This window comes from Paenibacillus sp. FSL R7-0345 (assembly GCF_038595055.1).
GTDB lineage: Bacteria > Bacillota > Bacilli > Paenibacillales > Paenibacillaceae > Paenibacillus_AQ.
In genome coordinates this window covers 5460108-5477944 of the sequence record NZ_CP152002.1, presented here as the reverse complement: position 1 = coordinate 5477944, position 17837 = coordinate 5460108, and the positions used below count along the sequence as shown (strand labels likewise).

General features: G+C 51.7%; 15 protein-coding genes. 11 read left to right on the top strand and 4 right to left on the bottom strand.

From position 1 onward, the window contains the following. The first annotated feature begins 28 nt into the window (after positions 1 to 28). The 4 genes from NST84_RS23615 (at position 29) to yajC (ending at position 4730) form a co-directional block, all read left to right on the top strand. Complete coding sequence (locus NST84_RS23615; protein WP_342562555.1) at positions 29 to 2104, top strand: SpoIID/LytB domain-containing protein; 2076 nt, start codon at positions 29 to 31, stop codon at positions 2102 to 2104. A 9-nt stretch (positions 2105 to 2113) separates the two neighbouring features. Then, positions 2114 to 3142, top strand: coding sequence for a tRNA preQ1(34) S-adenosylmethionine ribosyltransferase-isomerase QueA (gene queA, locus NST84_RS23610; RefSeq protein ID WP_342562554.1), 1029 nt, complete (start codon positions 2114 to 2116; stop codon positions 3140 to 3142). Positions 3143 to 3163: 21 nt separating this feature from the next. After that, entirely contained in the window at positions 3164 to 4300 is a 1137-nt protein-coding gene (tgt, locus tag NST84_RS23605) for a tRNA guanosine(34) transglycosylase Tgt (protein ID WP_068726619.1), read from the top strand. A 118-nt stretch (positions 4301 to 4418) separates the two neighbouring features. Then, a complete protein-coding gene (gene yajC / locus NST84_RS23600; RefSeq protein ID WP_342562553.1) occupies positions 4419 to 4730 on the top strand; it encodes a preprotein translocase subunit YajC in 312 nt (103 codons plus the stop codon). Between the two features lie 69 nt (positions 4731 to 4799). On the opposite strand, the gene NST84_RS23595 is transcribed toward yajC, so the two are convergent. Both NST84_RS23595 and NST84_RS23590 read right to left on the bottom strand, forming a co-directional pair. Next, positions 4800 to 5645, bottom strand: coding sequence for a phosphatase PAP2 family protein (locus NST84_RS23595; RefSeq protein WP_342562552.1), 846 nt, complete (start codon positions 5643 to 5645; stop codon positions 4800 to 4802). A gap of 86 nt (positions 5646 to 5731) precedes the next feature. Next, entirely contained in the window at positions 5732 to 6124 is a 393-nt protein-coding gene (locus NST84_RS23590) for a TIGR04086 family membrane protein (protein WP_342562551.1), read from the bottom strand. Between the two features lie 342 nt (positions 6125 to 6466). Here NST84_RS23590 and NST84_RS23585 point away from each other — a divergent pair, with 342 nt between their 5' ends. Next, positions 6467 to 7291, top strand: coding sequence for a DUF421 domain-containing protein (locus NST84_RS23585; protein ID WP_342566506.1), 825 nt, complete (start codon positions 6467 to 6469; stop codon positions 7289 to 7291). A 3-nt stretch (positions 7292 to 7294) separates the two neighbouring features. Here NST84_RS23585 and spoVB read toward each other — a convergent pair whose 3' ends face one another. After that, positions 7295 to 8896 (bottom strand): stage V sporulation protein B, encoded by a 1602-nt coding sequence (gene spoVB / locus NST84_RS23580; protein WP_342562550.1) that lies wholly within the window; start codon positions 8894 to 8896, stop codon positions 7295 to 7297. A gap of 223 nt (positions 8897 to 9119) precedes the next feature. On the opposite strand from spoVB, the gene NST84_RS23575 reads away from it, so the two are divergent. The 6 genes from NST84_RS23575 (at position 9120) to NST84_RS23550 (ending at position 16024) form a co-directional block, all read left to right on the top strand. Next, a complete protein-coding gene (locus NST84_RS23575) occupies positions 9120 to 9371 on the top strand; it encodes a post-transcriptional regulator (RefSeq protein ID WP_342562549.1) in 252 nt (83 codons plus the stop codon). Between the two features lie 218 nt (positions 9372 to 9589). Beyond that, complete coding sequence (gene secD / locus NST84_RS23570) at positions 9590 to 10840, top strand: protein translocase subunit SecD (protein ID WP_342562548.1); 1251 nt, start codon at positions 9590 to 9592, stop codon at positions 10838 to 10840. Continuing rightward, positions 10830 to 11729 (top strand): protein translocase subunit SecF, encoded by a 900-nt coding sequence (gene secF / locus NST84_RS23565; RefSeq protein ID WP_342562547.1) that lies wholly within the window; start codon positions 10830 to 10832, stop codon positions 11727 to 11729. The genes secD and secF overlap by 11 nt, the downstream gene beginning before the upstream one ends. A gap of 125 nt (positions 11730 to 11854) precedes the next feature. Beyond that, positions 11855 to 12817 carry a cation diffusion facilitator family transporter gene (locus NST84_RS23560; RefSeq protein ID WP_342562546.1) on the top strand — a complete coding sequence of 321 codons (963 nt, stop codon included), beginning with the start codon at positions 11855 to 11857 and terminating at the stop codon, positions 12815 to 12817. Positions 12818 to 12900: 83 nt separating this feature from the next. After that, positions 12901 to 15246: a single-stranded-DNA-specific exonuclease RecJ gene (recJ, locus tag NST84_RS23555; protein WP_342562545.1), complete on the top strand. Its 2346-nt coding sequence runs from the start codon at positions 12901 to 12903 to the stop codon at positions 15244 to 15246. Positions 15247 to 15505: 259 nt separating this feature from the next. After that, positions 15506 to 16024: an adenine phosphoribosyltransferase gene (locus NST84_RS23550; RefSeq protein WP_342562544.1), complete on the top strand. Its 519-nt coding sequence runs from the start codon at positions 15506 to 15508 to the stop codon at positions 16022 to 16024. 295 nt (positions 16025 to 16319) lie between these two features. Here NST84_RS23550 and uraA read toward each other — a convergent pair whose 3' ends face one another. Then, entirely contained in the window at positions 16320 to 17624 is a 1305-nt protein-coding gene (gene uraA, locus NST84_RS23545) for a uracil permease (RefSeq protein WP_342562543.1), read from the bottom strand. Positions 17625 to 17837 lie beyond the last annotated feature (213 nt).

The window sequence follows — 17837 nt, the reverse complement described above, 5'->3', positions numbered from 1 at the left end:
CAATAATAACTTCAAGGGGGATCCTATGATGAAATTTGCCAGGCGGCTGAGCCGTGTGCTCCTGTGCGCAGCGCTGACAGCCGGAGGCATGCTTCTTCCTGCAGCTGACAGTCATGCCGAATCCGCACCGGTCCGGGTTGCGCTTTATGCCGATATCGGCAGCAAATATAAATCCACTGTCCCGTACGTTACATTACAATCAACAGAGGCATTCAATCTGATGTCCGGCGGAACAACGCTGCTGCCCGTACCCGGGAACAGCAGAATCCGTGTGAGCCTCGATTTGTACAAGATTAAAGTGATGGAGACCTCCTCCTGGCAGACCGCGGCTGATGCCGCGAAGAAGCTGACGGCCACTTCGGACAAGCCGCAATTGTTCGTAACTACACGCGGCGGCGCCAATGTATATCAGCTGTACACCGCTCCTTATGCCAGTGAAGCTGCTGCGAAGGACGGGCTTGCCCGCGTGAATAAAGCAGGCTTGCCGATTCCCGACGGACAAGCGGCGGCCGTGAAGGGTACCAAGCACCTTCTCGCCGGAGACTTTTCTACCTCTCAGGAAGCGGAGGCAGTGCTGGGCAGTATAACGGCTGCCGGCATAGATGCCTGGAAGGTACTGGCGGCCGGCGCTGACGGCAGCGCCCGGTTTCAGGTATGGGCCGGGGAAGCGGTAAACGACAGTGAGCTGACTGCTCTGCAGGCACAGGCAGCAGCGGTACTTCCGCAATTATCCTTGGGCAGCGCAGCTGTCAGTACACCAGGCTTGATCATCCGCAGTGATGCAGGGATGGACTGGAGCAGCCAGAGTGAGGCCTATCATTATGTAGTCTCCGGCAGCGGAGCGAAATTTCTGGCCGCCGGCAACGCATCCGGGATACAGATCACGGAAAGATCCAAACGCACCTACCGCGGAGATCTGGAGCTCAGCGGACTTGCCGGATCACTTGCAGTTATTAATGTGGTGTCTATGGAGCAATATCTGTATGCTGTAGTCGGCGGCGAGGTTTCCTCAAGCTGGCCGTCCGAAGCATTGAAGGCCCAGGCAGTAGCTGCACGCAGCTATGCGCGGGCCCAGGGCAACAAGTTCGAGGTTGCCAATGTAGTTGATACAACACTTAGCCAGGTATATAACGGAACCGGCGCTGAAGCACCGTCAATTATTAAGGCGGTCGATGATACTGCAGGCGAGGTGCTGATGAGCGGCGGCAAGGTAGTCGAGGCCGTTTTCTCTTCCAACAGCGGCGGCAAGACAGCCGATCCTTCCGAGGTATGGAATAACGGCGGCGATCCTTTCGTCAGTGTACCTAGTGCAGAGGATAAAGCGGCAGTGGCATCCTCGAAGCAGTGGTATTATCTGCTGCTGCCAAGCGGCGTGGCCGGTTATGCGCGTGAAGACAATATTAAACTGACCGGCCAAAAGAATGCCGCCGGACTGAGCCTTGCGACAGCAACAACCAAAGATGTCAATGTCCGGCCTCTGCCGGTTATCGAAAGCAGTGCTAATCCCGTAGGCAAGCTGAATCCGGGAGACAACGCTGTAGTGCTGGATCAGGTCTATGAAAACGGCAGCTACAGCTGGATCAAGGGACCGTATACTTCAGCTGAGCTGCTCAAAAGTCTGAGCGGCAAGACAAGTAATGCTCTTCCGTCCTCGATCAGCAGCCTGCAGGTAACCCAGCGCGGACCTTCGGGCAGAGCTACCCAGGTGAAGGCAAACGGAGAAATTCTGCAGGTGAAATATCCGGATTTATTCCGGTCTGCCTTTAATGGATTGCCGAGTACTCTGTTTGATATTGTACCTTCCGGAAGTTATACTGTATTAGGCGCTGACGGCAAAACGGCTACAGTCAGCGGTTCACAGACAGCAGGCGTACTGTCCGCAACCGGCAAAGTGTCCGCTAATACCAGCGGAACAGTTGTCATGGGTGCAGATACTTCTGCACGTGTCGTAACCGGAACCAGCGGATTCTATTTTGTCGGCTGGGGGAACGGCCATGGCCTCGGCATGTCCCAATGGGGCGTTAAGGGCATGGCGGACAACGGGTATGATTATAAGCAAATATTGCAACACTATTTTTATAACGTTACTATAGTTAAGGAATGAAGACAGAGTATGAACGTAGAAGATTATGACTTTCATTTGCCGGAGGAGCTGATAGCCCAGACTCCGCTGCTTGACCGCAGTGCTTCACGACTGCTGATGGTGAACAAGGAGAACGGACAAATACAGCACCGGCATTTCACAGATATACTGGAGCAGTTCCAGCCCGGAGATACGCTGGTGCTGAATGACACCCGGGTTATTCCGGCCAGATTGTTCGGGGTTAAGGAAGATACCGGTGCCAAAGCAGAAGTGCTGCTTCTCAAGAATCTTGGTGAAGAACGCTGGGAAGCACTGGTGAAGCCGGGCAAGAAGCTGAAGAACGGTGCAGTAATTGTGTTCAGCGATGAGCTTAAGGCTGTTATTGAAGAAGAGGCTGATATGGGCGGACGGACGCTCCGCTTCATCTATAAGGGGATTTTTCAGGAAATTCTCGACCGGCTTGGCTCGATGCCGCTGCCTCCTTACATCAAGGAGACACTCGATGACCGCGAACGGTATCAGACGGTGTACGCCCGCCATGAAGGATCGGCGGCTGCTCCGACAGCTGGTCTGCATTTTACCAAAGAGCTGCTGGAACAAATTGCGGCAAAGGGTGTAAATATCGCTTATATTACTCTTCACGTCGGACTAGGCACCTTCCGGCCTATGTCGGTAGAGAAGGTAGAAGAGCATGTTATGCATGCGGAATATTATGAACTGTCCCAGGAAACAGCGGATTTGCTCAATGAAGCGAAGGCGCGGGGCGGCCGGATTATTGCCGTCGGCACCACCTCCTGCCGGACGCTTGAAACAGCCGGCAGAGAGGCAGCGGGCGGACCGCTCACGGCCGGCAGCGGCTGGACGGATATTTTCATTTATCCCGGCTATCCGTTTACTGTGGTCAATGCGCTGATTACGAATTTCCATCTGCCGAAATCCACACTAGTTATGCTAGTCAGTGCTTTAGCAGGACGGGAGCATATTCTCGCCGCTTATGAGGAAGCAATCAGGGAGAAATACCGGTTCTTCAGCTTTGGAGATGCAATGTTTATTTATTAAGCAAGAGAAAGGGTTAACTATATGGCAGCAATTACGTATGAACACATTAAGACCTGCAAGCAGTCCGGAGCCCGGCTCGGCAGAGTCCACACACCACACGGTATTATCGAGACACCTACCTTTATGCCGGTGGGCACACAGGCAACCGTCAAAACAATGGCTCCTGAAGAGCTCAAGCAAATGGATGCCCAGATTATTCTGAGCAACACCTATCACCTGTTCCTGCGTCCGGGCCATGATATTGTACGCGAAGCCGGCGGACTGCATAAATTCATGAACTGGGACCGTCCGATTCTGACCGACAGCGGCGGGTTCCAGGTATTTTCGCTCAGTGATATGCGCAAAATCACCGAGGAAGGCGTACATTTCCGCTCCCACCTCAACGGAGACAAAAAGTTCCTGTCACCTGAAGTGGCAATGGAGGTTCAGAACGCACTCGGATCCGATATAATGATGGCCTTTGATGAGTGCCCGCCTTACCCGGCAGAATATGATTATGTCAAAAAATCACTGGAGCGCACAACGCGCTGGGCGGAAAGATGCCTCAAGGCTCATGCCCGTCCGGAGGACCAGGGGTTGTTTGCAATCGTGCAGGGCGGCATGTATGAAGACCTGCGCCGTCAGAGTGCTGCTGATTTGACTTCCATGGATTTCCCGGGGTATGCTATTGGGGGGCTTAGTGTCGGTGAGTCCAAGCAGATTATGTATGATGTGCTGGATTATACCGTTCCGCTCCTGCCGCAGAACAAACCACGTTACTTGATGGGCGTCGGTTCACCGGATGCGCTGCTTGAAGGGGCAATCCGCGGAGTGGACATGTTCGACTGCGTCCTGCCTACCCGTATCGCCCGCAACGGAACCACGATGACCAGCCAGGGAAGACTGGTTGTGCGCAATGCGCAGTATGCCCGTGATTTCGGACCGCTTGATCCGGAGTGCAACTGCTATACCTGCCGGAATTATTCCCGTGCTTATTTGCGCCATCTGATCAAGGCCGATGAAACCTTTGGCTTGCGCTTAACGACCTATCACAATCTGCAGTTCCTGCTGGATTTGATGCGTAAGGTCCGGGAAGCAATCAGAGAAGACCGGCTGCTTGATTTCCGTGATGAGTTTTTTGCACAGTACGGTTTGTATGATAATCTTAAAGGCTTCTAGTACACTGTGTATTTACCATAGGGTCTTATTGCAGTATGAACAGTGATGTTTTAACTTGCAGGATAAGCGTACTAGAGAACTAGATTGTGCTTTATGCATATTGAAGGGGGGGAGAAATATGTTTCAATTAGCATCAGGTGGAGCTGGAAGCGGCGGCAGCATTCTGGGTCTGGTAGGCCCGTTTGTGCTCATGTTCGTGGTATTCTATTTCCTGTTGATCCGTCCGCAGCAAAAGAAGACCAAGACGCGCAATTCCATGCTGAAAGCGCTGAAGAAGGGCGACAAGATCGTTACAATCGGCGGCCTGCACGGAACGATTGTTGAGTTGTCCGACGATATCGTTGTTCTGCGGGTAAATGATGTAACCAAGCTGACCTTTGACCGCGGGTCGATCAGTCATGCCGTTACAGTTGCGGAGGAAAAAGAATAATAACGTACATAAAAGCGGCGTTCTCTGTTTAAGAGAAACGCCGCTTTTTTCATAGCTGGGGTTAAATAATCAGGAATTCGTGGCCCGGCTGGGAACGGTAAGGGTCTCCTGTCCGCTGCGCAGAGTCAGCTTCGCCAGCTGGACAGCCACAGAAGTGGAGACTACGGCAAGTATCGTACCGCCAATCATATCAGTCAGCCAGTGGATGCCGAGATAGAAAATTCCGAACACAATCATAGCCGCCGAGACTGTTGTAACAACCATCCAGCGCCGGTTACCGGAGCGGTAAGCCAGGATCGCAGTAGAAACAGATATGGCCGTATGCAGACTCGGGAAGCAGTTGTTCAGACCGGACAGCGGCCGGTATTCCTGTTCAAATCTCGGAAAAACATCCAGCATGACGAATCTGACGCCTGCCGGGGCATAGGACCAGGCCTCGTTGACCGGAAAGTAGAGATAGAAGGGAATCGCAACGGCATAGACCAGCATGATCGTGTAGCATGTTGCATAGAGCATAACCCGGTTTTTATCGAGCAGGTACACACCCAGCGAAGCGCCGAGTACGGACTGAAGCATAAAAATATAGAAGAACACAATGACCGGGGTCAGCCAGGGCGCATAAAAAAGCTGCTGGATATGCTGGACGAAATGCCCCTCGATCCCGAAAATAAATGAGGTGAAGTTGGAGCCGAGATGCATTTTTTTCTCAATCTGCAATTCATATTTATTAAGGGTCAGGACACTGATCATGCCGGCAACAATCAATAAGAACTTATAGGAGCGGAGCAGCTCTTTCCCGACCTCTAGAAATGCAAACAAAGGGTTGCGCCTGGAACCGAGCCAGATTAACAGGACTACGGCTACGATTGTGAACAGCACTACATGATTCATCGATTGGTAAAGCAAAATATTCAAAGCCTCCTTGAAGATAAACAAATCAGATGAACCCAGTGTAACATATTTTTAATAAAAGATTTCAGGTTCTTGAAAAATTAAATTTTCTAGTTTTTTTGTAAATTAACACCAAATATTCCTCCGAGTGCACCGATTGCTGCTGCTGTCAGCACCCATAAGCCGTCAATGCCAGCAGGAGAGCTGTCCAGGGCAAGAAAACCGACCAGCAGCACAATTACTCCATAAAATACCCCTGTCAGCGCACCCTGATACCAGCCCCTGCTTACCGCTCGACGTCCGGCAGTCAGACCGCCGAATGCGGCGGCAATACCGTGGACAATGTAGGTGTACATCGCGAGATCCTGCTCTTTCATTCCGCTGCTCCACAGCAGGAGCGATAGGACGACGGCTCCCAGCAGCATCCACATGAAGGAGCGGCATAACCCCGAGAGTACAGGACTTGATATTCTCCACGAGAACAGACGCCGGATTAAATACATGATAGAACCCCCTAAAAGTTTTTTAGCGTTACTTCTCCGAAATTACTTCGGAAAAACTGACTTCGAAAGCATCTCCTTAGTTTTTTTAGCGTTACTTCTCCGAAATTACTTCGGAAAAACTGGCTTCGGAAGCATCTCCTTAGTTTTTTAAGCTGTTTTAGTTATTAATTATTGTATGGGAGGGCTTGCCCCAATAGTACAAGATTGGCAATGGCCGTTCATTTACCATTAATTTATAAGCGGGCTTCCGAATGTTCTCTTGGCAGTGAGGTCAGAATAGGGTTACATTCATCCACCCAGCAGCGTCTGCGGGTGAGAAGCGGAAAGGGGAGCGAAGAGAATATGCTCCAGCATATTGCCAGCCACATCTTTCTGACCGTGCTGATGTATTTCTTCATTTTCCTGTGCATGCGGGTTATGGGGAAACGGGAAATCGGCAAGCTGTCAGTGTTTGACCTGACGATTTCCATTATGATTGCGGAGATTGCTGTTTTTGTCATTGATGACATTAAACGCCCCATCTATGACGGTATAACCCCGATGGTAACTCTGGTTGTAATCCAGATTATTGTCGCACAGCTCAGTCTTAAAAGCAGAAAGCTGCGGCTGCTGATTGACGGCAGGCCAAGTGTGCTGATCTCAAACGGGAAGCTGCACCGGAGTGAAATGCGCAGACAGCGCTATAATATGGATGATCTGCTGCTTCAGCTGCGCGGGCAGAATATTGTCAGTCCGGCCGATGTGGAATTCGCTATTCTGGAGACAAGCGGCCAGTTGACAGTGATTGAGAAGAATAAAAATGTCTCGTCTTCGAACCAGTCCGGCAACAGCAGTGATACTGCCGAGAACGAGGGGCAGGATTCTGGAGGAGGTTCTGACGGCGGCAGTGACAGCTCCGGCGGCTCTAGCGGTTCCGGTAAATCAGGGAACTCCGGAAAAGCTGCAGGCGTTAATCTGTCTAAGAGCAAAATCAGATATGAAGGTCTGCCGGTGCCGCTGATCATGGACGGGAAGGTTCAGGATGATAACCTGGAAATGATCGGCAAAAACCGGTTCTGGCTGCGGACGCAGATCCGCCAGAAAGGCGTATCCGAGTTCCGCGATGTATTTCTGTGCTCCATTGACCATACAGGCAAAATTTATGTAGACCGGCTGCGCAGCCGGTGATGCCTAACGCCGCCGCCTGAAGAAGGGAACCCGGTCCAGGTCCCGGACAGAGATCAGTCCGGACAGCAGGCAGATACCTAGATACAGTGCCATTCCGCTGGAAGCGGCGAACAGGAACTGCAGCCACATGGTGCCGGAGAGCGGCACAGAAGTGTACACATAAGAGGTCCCGGCAGCCATGATAATCATGGCTGTAATTGTTTTGAGCGGATCGGAGATCCTCAGGGACAGCTGAATAAGCTTCACTACACTTGAATAATGCAGCAGTGTGACCAGAACACTGTTGACGATGATGGCGATAATAGCGCCGTAAATTCCGTATTCCGGCCTGGAGGCCAGCATGAGGATGAGTAGGATTTTGACCACTGCGCCGGCAAGGGTGTTAATGAGCGCCCGGCCCGGCCGGTCCATGGCCTGCAAGGCAGCTTGCAGCGGTGCCTGCACGTACAGGAACAGCGCAAACGGCGCCATCATCCGCAGCATCGGAGCGGTGTCCGCATTGCCGTACATCATTGTGCATAGCGGGACGGCAAGCACATACATAATGGCGGCAAAGGGAGCGCCGGTAACCATGGCGAGCCGCAGCGCCTGATGCATCCGTTTGTGGATTGCCGGCAGGTCACGGCGGGCCGCCGCTTCCGACAGGGAGGGGACGAGTGAAACCGCCAATGAAGAACTTAGCACCCCCGGCAGCAGCAGCAGCGGAATTACCATCCCCTGGAGGGAGCCGTACTGTGCAGTGGCTGCCGCCGCAGCTATTCCGGCAAGCGCCAGGCTGCGGGCAGTAATAATCGATTCCAGCAGATAAGAAAAGGAGCCGACGAGCCTGCCCGCCGTGACAGGAACGGCAATGCCGAGTAAGCGTTTGAGCACCGGACCGTTAGTCTTTTCAGCCGCCTGAAGCTGATGATCGAGGATGGGCTCAGATGGCAGACCTGCCGCGCTGCTGTCCTGTTTGTCTTGTTTTACTATAAAATAGTATTGCACCAGCAGCGCCAGCATCCCGAAAATCTCCCCGACTGTCACCCCAAGCATCGCTCCCGCGGCCGCAAAGGCCATACCCTTGGGCAGCAGCAGATAGGAGAACCACAGCATGAAAAAAATCCGGATCACCGACTCCAGCACCGACGAAAGTGCGGAAGGGATCATATTCTGCCTGCCCTGGAAATAACCGCGGTAGATGGAGGACACGGCCACGATGGAAATCATCGGCGTCATGCTGACAAAGGTATAATATACACGGCTGTCCGTCAAAATAAAGCGTGTCACCCATGAAGCGCTCAGCAGCGCTATCACCGTAAACAGCAAGCCGAGCGATAAGCTTAATGTAAGTCCCGTACGCAGAATGCGGCGTGACTGCTCGGGACGGTTTGCCCCTTCCGCTTCGGCAACCATCTTTGCAATGGCAAGCGGTATACCGCCTGTAATGACCGTAATCAGCACGATGAAAAAGGGATATCCGAGCTGGTACAGGCCAACGCCCTCGGCACCGATAATCCGCGGCAGTGCGATTCTGGGTATAAACCCCAGCATCCGGTTAATAATGCCTGCGGCCAGCAAAATCATCGTTCCCTGTATAAAGGTCTGCTTCCTCTGTTTATTCAAGGGACACTCCTTCTTCCTGAAATGAAATAAATTAAAACGCAGGTGGGCATGCCGGTCCGCGGATTGCTGCGGGGCTTGTATATTGATATGCTTGACCCTGACCAATCCATGACAAGCTTTAATGGCGACATCTTTTTTGCAGGAAGAAGGATAGTCGGCGGGCAACGTCGAATATATATCCGGTAGCCTGCTTCAGCGAGCAAACCTTGGGAGGTGTAACACGATGGAATCGGAACCGTGGAAGTACGAGGAGCTTAGTGATGTGATCGAGGCTATGTGTGCAAGTAAAGCGGAAGAATTCCGGCTCCTGGGCTATGAATATGTAACAGGTAAAGATATATGGGAATGTATGATCCGCAAATACGAGAAGGAGGGCCAACCTCCGCTATATAAGCTGGTAAATGATATTTATTCACTCAAAGTTACAACTTATATGAATTCTCTGATGCTCGCGTCTTACAGGGGAATCACCTGATCTTCAGGAATGAATTTCTTTTGCAAACTGCTAGAGGAAGCAGTAAAGTAAGAGGGGATAACCAAGCACCACCTATCCAAACGGATGGCTTGCCGATCAGTGCACGCCGGCCGTTTCTTTGTGTGATTAGAACACCGTCAGTTTTCCTTTAATTGACGGTGATTTCGCACGTAGCTATAATAGGAATATTGAGTAATGAAAGGGGAACTAGCAAGAGCATGAAGAGACTGTTGAGCTTTATCATTACCGTGCTCGTTTTAACCGGCGTCATGGCGTTTACAACCCCCGGTCTGCTGGACAAGGTCCGTCTGGGTCTCGACCTGAAAGGCGGCTTTGAGATTCTGTATCAGGCTTCGCCGATGGATACGGGCGGCGAACTGACCAGAGCTTCACTGCAGCAAACCGCGAAGAGCCTTGAGAAGCGCGCTAACGCACTGGGCACAAGTGAGCCTGAAGTAACCACGGAGGGAACAGACCGCATTCGTCTGAAGATTGCCGGCGTTACTGACGAGGCTGAAGTCCGCGAGAAGATGAAAGAACCTGCTGTTTTGACATTCCGCAGTGCCGCCGAGGGCGATGCAGCGGGCGTATACAGCAAGATCGAGCTCGTGGGCAGTGATTTTGTTGAAGGTGCGGCAGAGGTTCAACGCAGTAATCTGAACCAGCCGGAGATCAGCATCAGCATTAAAGATAAGGATAAATTCGCTGAAATTACCAAGCGCCTGCTTGGGAAAGAGCTTGCTATCTACCTGGATGAGAATCTGCTGTCGGCTCCGTTTGTAAGAGCAGAACTGACTGACGGGAAAGCATCAATCTCGGGTAACTATACGTTAGATGAAGCACGTGAACTGGCCGATACCATTAACCTCGGCGCACTGCCGCTGAAGCTGACCGAGAAATACTCGCAAAGCGTTGGCGCAACCCTTGGTAAACAGTCTCTTGACCAGACAGTCAGAGCAGGCCTTGTGGGTTCCCTGATTATTTTGATCTTTATGATCGCTATGTACCGTCTTCCCGGTGTTCTGGCCAGCTTCGCGCTGATCCTTCACACCTGGCTGCTGATTCTGGTATTTGTCGTTGCCGACTTTACCCTGACACTTCCGGGTATTGCCGCGTTTATCCTCGGTATAGGGATGGCCGTCGATGCCAATATCATTACCAATGAACGGATAAGAGAAGAGATGCGCAGCGGCAAGAGTATTATGTCCTCTGTCAAAGCGGGTAACAAAACCTCCTTCCGGACCGTTATGGACGCTAACGTAACAACCATTATCGTAGCGGCTGTTATGTTCGCCTTCGGTACCGGCGCGGTTAAAGGCTTCGCCTTGATACTGATTGTAGAAATTGTGCTCAGTATCGTAACCAACCTCTATTTTGCCCATTGGCTGATTTCGGTGCTGGTCAAAGCCGGCGCCCTGAAGAAACCTAAGCAATTTGGGGTAAAGGAGAGTGACATCCGTGCGCTTTAATAAAGATATGGATTACGTGCATTGGAGTAAATACTTCTTTATTTTCTCTATTGTACTTACTGTACTTGGTGTAGTTTTCCTGGGTTTCCTGGGGCTTAACTACAGTGTAGATTTCAGAGCTGGTTCTAACGTGGATGTATCGTTGTCCAAGAATCTTACACAGGCTGAGCTTCAGCCGGCATTAGACGGTCTGGGGATTGAACATGAGCCGAGCATTACGGTCGGTGACCAGCGTGTGAACATCCGTTATGATGAAGAGCTCGATAGTACGCAGAGTGAAGCGCTGAAATCGGCAATCAGCAAGCTGGATGCTCAGGCTTCCTATGAAATTAATACGGTTGACCCGGAGATGGCCAAAGAGCTTGCGCGCAACGCTATTTACTCCGTGCTTCTGTCCAGCTTGGGGATTATCATTTATGTAAGTATCCGGTTTGAATGGCGTTTCGCCGTGGCGGCCATTATTGCCCTGCTCCATGATGCATTTATGGTAGTGGCAATCTTCTCCATTTTCCGTCTGGAAGTGGATCTGACGTTCATTGTCGCGGTGCTTACGATTATCGGCTATTCCATCAATGATACTATCGTTATCTTTGACCGTATCCGTGAAAACCTGCGATTCGGCAAACAGAAAACGTATGAGGACCTTAAAGTGCTGGTCAACAAGAGTATATCCCAGACGCTTATGCGGTCCCTCTATACAGCCTTTACGGTATTTATTGCCGCATTCTTCCTGCTTGTGATGGGCGGAGCATCGATTAAAATGTTCTCGCTCGCTATGGTTATCGGTTTGCTCTTCGGAGCTTATTCTTCGATCTTTATCGCAAGTCCGCTCTGGCTGCTGCTCAAGAAGCGCCAGAAGCCTGCTGCTGTAAAAAACAATCCGGCCTAAGCTTCAGCTTTAATGCCCCGAAAAGCCGCGTCAACGACGACGCGGCTTTTCGGAATCTTTGGAGCTGGCTGACAGGTGTATGCCTCAACATGAGATTACTTGCTACCAGGTAAGGAGGGCTCGTTATGAATGACAAACAATCACCGCAAAGTGAGACGGTTGCCTGGAACGGAATCGTCAGTGATGCTGTACTGGCTCTGGCTAAAGGCGGTGTCGGTTATTTCACGGGCAGTAAGGCATTGCTGGGCGATGCCTTATATTCCGGAGCAGACGCTGCAGCCAGGCTGGCGGAAGCTCTCCCTTGGCGCCCGGTACAGGCTAAGCAGCCTAAATCAGTCCGCCGTGCAGGGGCCGGCAAGAGCAGCAAAGAGCCGATCATCGCTGTTCTTTTCTCCGTGCTGATTCTGATGTCGGGACTGCAGATCGCTTTTTCCGCCATCCGGGATTTAACCAGAGGACATTTATCGACAGTTCCGCCTGCTGCACTTGTTACGGTTCTTATTTCAATTATAGTTAAAGAGGGCATTTTCCAGTACCAATACCGTTATTTCAAGAAAATTGGCGACGGCAGTCATGCCGCTTATGCAGACAGCCACCGTTTTAGCTTGTATAGCTCGATAGCCGCTTTAATCGGAATTACGCTGTCTATGGTCGGAGGATATGTCGGCTGGAGCCCGCTTTTGTACATGGACCCGGTTGCTGCCCTGTTGACCAGCTGCCTGATACTCCGTAAGGGGTATAGCATGATTGCTGCTTCGGTCTACGGTAAAACAAGCCAGGAGCTGCCTTCGGCGGAAGCGGCTAATTTTATTGAAACGGTCGGCCGGGTGCACGGTGTAATCCGCGTAGAGCATCTTCAGGCGGTAGAACAGGGCCGGTACGTGAATCTTCAGGTCAAAATCAGCGTCAATCCGCGGATTACGGTTGTAGAGGCCCAGGATATCGCGGAGTGTGCGAGAAAGCTGCTGCAGCACCGTTTTGTCCATGTAGGCGAGGTTCATATGGATGTAGTGCCGTACGATCCCGGATATCCCTATAAAACAAACCACCAGCTTGCGGACAATGATATTCCGACGCTGCTTCAGTAAGCCGCAAGGCGAGAGAAAGGTGAGCTCAATTGCTTCATTCAAAAACAACATGGCAATCTCCGGCAGCTGATCCCGATAAAGTAATGGAATTGGCCCGGAGCCTTTCTGTTTCTCCGCTCCTGTCTTCCTTGCTTGTAACCCGGGGATTTACTGCTCCGGATGAAGCATTGATGTTCATGGACGGAGGAGCGGATGACAGCCATGATCCATATCTGCTCAAAGGAATGACTGAGGCTGTGCCGCGGATCAGAAGGGCATTGCAAGATGAGGAACATATTCTAGTGTATGGGGATTATGATGCTGACGGTGTCTCCAGCACGTCCCTGATGATCTATCTGTTGCGCCATCTTGGCGCTTCCTTTGATATCTATATTCCGCACCGCTCCAATGAAGGCTACGGGCTGCATAACCATGCGCTCGACTGGGCTGTCCAGCAAGGTGTTTCGCTTGTTATTACGGTAGATACCGGGATCAGCGCAGTACATCAGATCGCCTACGCCGCTGAGCTGGGGATTGATGTTATTGTGACGGATCACCATGAACCGCCTGAGTTGTTGCCGGAAGCGTTCGCTTTGATTAACCCTAAGCTGCCGGATTGCCCATACCCGTTCAAAGGGCTGGCCGGGGTAGGAGTGGCTTACAAGCTTGCCGAAGCCCTGCTTGACGGCAATGTACCTGAAGAGTGGAGTGAAATTGCCGCAATCGGCACAGTAGCGGATCTGATGCCGCTGCTGGGCGAGAACCGCAGCCTGGTGCGCAAGGGGCTTGCCAGTATGCGGAAATCCCCGTTTCCCGGTGTACGATCACTGCTTGAGGTGAGCGGGATAACGATGAATACCGTTAGCGCAATAAATATTGCATTTGGTGTGGCACCGCGGATTAACGCCAGCGGCCGCCTCGATCATGCAGGCCGGGCGGTAGCCCTTCTGACTACCGCTGACAGCATGGAGGCTGGACACCTGGCGAGTGAACTTGATCTGCTCAATAAAGAACGCCAGATGGTCGTTGAACGGATTGTAGCGGAAGCTACGGACAAGCTGGTAGGGCAGATCGGTGACGGACAGCCGCCGGATATTATTGTGCTGGCTGACAAGGGCTGGAATGTCGGGGTTGTCGGGATCGTTGCCTCCAAGCTGCTTGAGCGGTATTACCGCCCGGTCATTATCCTTGATATTCATCCGGAGACGGGCATGTGCAAGGGCTCAGCCCGCTCGATTCCCGGACTGGACATTTACGAGGCGCTGACTTCCTGCGCCGGATTAATGGACCATTACGGCGGCCATCCGGCTGCTGCCGGCATGAGCCTGCACAGCGACAATCTGGATGCTTTTGCGGCAGCCCTGAATGAATATGCCGCCAAGGTGTTGACGCCGGAGGCTCTGATTCCGGTAACCGCTGCAGATGGGGAAACTGCTGTAGCCGATCTGACGCTGCAGGCTGCACTCGAAATGGAGCGCCTTGCTCCCTTCGGCATGTCCAATCCGCTGCCCAAATTCATTGTGCGCGGGGCGGCAGTGAAAGAGACCCGCAAGATGGGCCAGGAAGGCAAGCACCTAAAGCTGGTCCTGCAGCAGGGACGGCACACCATCGAAGCGGTAGCCTTCGGAAAAGGTGCTCTGGCCGAGCTGCTGCCCGGGGGAACCGTTGTTGACGTGCTGGCTGAGCTGTCGGTCAATGAGTGGAACGGCTCCCGTAAGCCGCAGCTGATGCTGCAGGATCTGGCCGTGCCGGAGGCGCAGCTGTTTGATCTCCGGGGAACAGCCGATGCCGTAAGGCAGGCTGTCCGCCTCAAGGAGGTGCTGCAGCCGTACAGCGGCAGCACGCCTTTTACCGCCGCTGCTGTTTTCCAGAACAGCCGGCTGTCGCCGCTCAGCGACCTGAAAGGCATGTCACTGTGGGTTTACGATGAGGATGGCGGAATTAACGCCCTGTCTCATGGACAAGCTGAGCCAAGCGGAAAGGTGTCGCTGCTCTGCCTGCTGGACATGCCGGAGTCGCCGGAGCAGCTCGATGCTCTGCTTGCCGCTTTCCCGCAGGCGGAGAACATTGCGCTGCTGCATGCTGTACGTGAGGGACGTGACCGCCTGCAGGTTCCAACCCGTGATCATTTTAAGGTATTATATAAATTGCTGGCCTCCATTGCCGCTTCGGCAGTACCGGAGCATGAGGTGCTGCTGCGGCTTAGCCGCCAGTCTTCGCTAAGTGTACGGATGCTGGGCAGGATGCTGGATGTATTTGAGGAGCTTGATTTTATCGAGCGCACCGGCGGAATGATCTCATTTGTGTCCCAGCCGGCAGCTAAAAATCTGTCTACCTCCCGCCATTTTGTCCGGTTAGGCCAAACCGCGGAGATGGAGCAGTATTTTATGGAAGGCAGCGCCCGCGAGCTGGAGAGCTGGATGCTGGCCCGCCGCCAGGGTGCGTCGTAGGCTGGAGCAACTTGCAGTATTGAACAAATCGGTGAGGTAATCCTCACAAACCAAGCAGCTGCTTCCGAAGTAAGTTTTGTACGAAGGAATTAAAGTGGGCTCATGCTCACAAAACTAAGCGGATGCTTTCGAAGCGAGTTTGTTCGAAGCGAAATCGGTGAGGTAATCCTCACAAACCAAGCAGCTGCTTCCGAAGTAAGTTTTGTACGAAGGAATTAAAGTGGGCTCATGCTCACAAAACTTTCAGGAGATGATACTATTGGATTTCAAAAACAATATTCGCGTGATTGAAGATTTCCCGCAACCGGGAATCAGCTTTAAAGATATTACGACTCTGCTTAAAGACGGGGAAGCTTACCGCGCAGCTATTGATGAGCTCAAAGCGCTGGTATCCCATCTGAACATTGATGTAATCGCCGGACCGGAAGCCCGCGGCTTTGTAGTTGGCGCTCCGCTGGCTTACGCGCTGGGAGTCGGCTTTGTTCCGATCCGTAAAAGCGGCAAGCTTCCTTACGAAACAATCGAAGTAGGTTATGACCTGGAGTATGGCAAGGATACACTTGCTGTCCACACCGATGCAATCAAACCGGGTCAAAATGTACTTATCGCTGATGACCTGCTGGCAACCGGCGGAACCATCGCTACTTCTGTCAGCCTGGTGGAGCAACTTGGCGGCAAGGTTGTCGGAGCAGCATTTCTGATTGAGCTGGTCCAGCTGGCTGGCCGTAACAAGCTCTCGGAGATCGAAGTAATCTCTTTGTTGAATTACGAAGATTAAATTATGTTTAAGTACCGGTGACCTTTTCCCGGGAAATAAAAAGTGGACGGCTGTCGAATAACGACAGCTGTCCACTTTTTTGTTATTCATTGTGCTAATTCCGCGATAATGCAAATGGACAGGACTAAAGGGGGAAATCGCATTATCGAGGCGGAGGAATAGTTGTGTTTCGGCTGACAAGTAAATAGATACACATAAGAGACATAAGTGTCTTTAGTCTTTTGTCATAGAACAGCAAGAGCCGCCCCGGCAGCTGCTTATCAGCATTTGGGACAGCTCTTGTTCACTTTTATAGTTAGTGCGCAGATTTCTCCGAATCCTGTTCATTAGACAAGCCGAGTACTTCAATCAGTTTGAAGAACAGAGACAATACGATACCTACAATAGTAGCCAGCGCCATACCTTTGAGCTGCACGCCATAGATGTTAAGCGAGATGCCGCTGATGCCGACAACCAGAACCAGTGTGGCGAGGATCATGTTGCTTGCTTTAGAGAAATCAACCTTCTGTTCTACGAAAATACGCAGACCCGACGCTGCAATTACTCCGAACAGCAGCAGGGACACGCCGCCCATAACCGGTTGCGGGATGTTGGCAATAATGGAAGAGAAGGTTCCCGAGAACGACAGCAGAATAGCAATGATAGCCGCTCCGCCGATTACGAAAACAGAGTACACTTTGGTCAAAGCCATAACGCCGATATTTTCACCGTAAGTAGTGTTTGGTGTGGAGCCTACAAAACCGGAAAGCACAGTCGATATCCCGTTACTGAGCAGGGAACGGTCAAGTCCGGGATCTTTAGTCAGGTCTTTACCTACAATGTTGCTGGTTACAAGCAGATGGCCGATATGTTCAACAATTACAACCAGGGATACAGGAATGATGGTCAGGATAACCTGCCAGTCGAATGAAGGGGTAGTAATCGTCGGATGGGATAAGAAACTGGCGTCGGCAATAGCTCCGGTATTGACCTGTCCCATGATGTAGGCCAGCACATAACCGGTGACGATACCGATGAGGATATGAATGATTTTGGGGAAGCCGCGGAACATAACAGAACCAATAACGGTAACTCCCAGTGTAACCAATGACAATGTAATGGCTTTACCGTCCGGAGTCCAGTCCGTAACGCCTTCAGGAGCAATCAGTCCGGACATGCGTGCGGCAACCGGTACCAGCTCAAGTCCGATTGTTGCTACGATAGCACCCATGGCAGCAGGAGGGAATACAACATCAATCCAGCTGGTTCCGGCATAACGGACGATTAATGCGACAAGAATAAAGATAACACCGGTAACAATAAAAGCACCCAGTGCAAGCGAATATCCATGCTGATGATCTCCCTGATATTTAGTCAGCACACTGAGCACCGGTGAGATAAAAGCGAAGCTTGACCCGAGATAGGCGGGGATTTTGCCGCGGCAGATCAGAATATAAAGCAGGGTGCCGATACCGTTCATCAGCAGAATCATGCCGGGATCTACTCCGAACAGGTTAGGGACGAGCACGGTGCTGCCGAACATGGCGAACAGATGCTGCAGGCTCAGCAGAAAGCCAGGGCCGAACGGGAGTTTCTCGTTAACTTGAATTTCGCGTTGCAATGGAGTTCACTTCTCTTTCTCTATGTGGTTTTGTCTTAACTTGGCGAAAACCGCCTTTACTAGATTAAATAGTACGACGCCGTTTGACAACAACATTTTTGAAAAAGATTGGACTTTATTTATTTTTGTCATAAATTATCCTTCTATTCTTTGCAGAAACGGTTCTACGCCAGGCGATGGGAAGTGTTGACGTAATGCATCCTAAGCGTCATA

What these genes read in the sequence shown, in the direction of transcription:
- NST84_RS23585 (WP_342566506.1), top strand. Translation starts at nt 6,467, where the DNA reads ATGCTCCAGCATATTGCCAGCCACATCTTTCTGACCGTGCTGATGTAT.
- secD (WP_342562548.1), top strand. Translation starts at nt 9,590, where the DNA reads ATGAAGAGACTGTTGAGCTTTATCATTACCGTGCTCGTTTTAACCGGC.
- NST84_RS23575 (WP_342562549.1), top strand. Translation starts at nt 9,120, where the DNA reads ATGGAATCGGAACCGTGGAAGTACGAGGAGCTTAGTGATGTGATCGAG.
- recJ (WP_342562545.1), top strand. Translation starts at nt 12,901, where the DNA reads ATGGAATTGGCCCGGAGCCTTTCTGTTTCTCCGCTCCTGTCTTCCTTG.
- tgt (WP_068726619.1), top strand. Translation starts at nt 3,164, where the DNA reads ATGGCAGCAATTACGTATGAACACATTAAGACCTGCAAGCAGTCCGGA.
- NST84_RS23590 (WP_342562551.1), bottom strand. Translation starts at nt 6,124, where the DNA reads ATGTATTTAATCCGGCGTCTGTTCTCGTGGAGAATATCAAGTCCTGTA.
- NST84_RS23560 (WP_342562546.1), top strand. Translation starts at nt 11,855, where the DNA reads ATGAATGACAAACAATCACCGCAAAGTGAGACGGTTGCCTGGAACGGA.
- queA (WP_342562554.1), top strand. Translation starts at nt 2,114, where the DNA reads ATGAACGTAGAAGATTATGACTTTCATTTGCCGGAGGAGCTGATAGCC.
- NST84_RS23615 (WP_342562555.1), top strand. Translation starts at nt 29, where the DNA reads ATGAAATTTGCCAGGCGGCTGAGCCGTGTGCTCCTGTGCGCAGCGCTG.
- yajC (WP_342562553.1), top strand. Translation starts at nt 4,419, where the DNA reads ATGTTTCAATTAGCATCAGGTGGAGCTGGAAGCGGCGGCAGCATTCTG.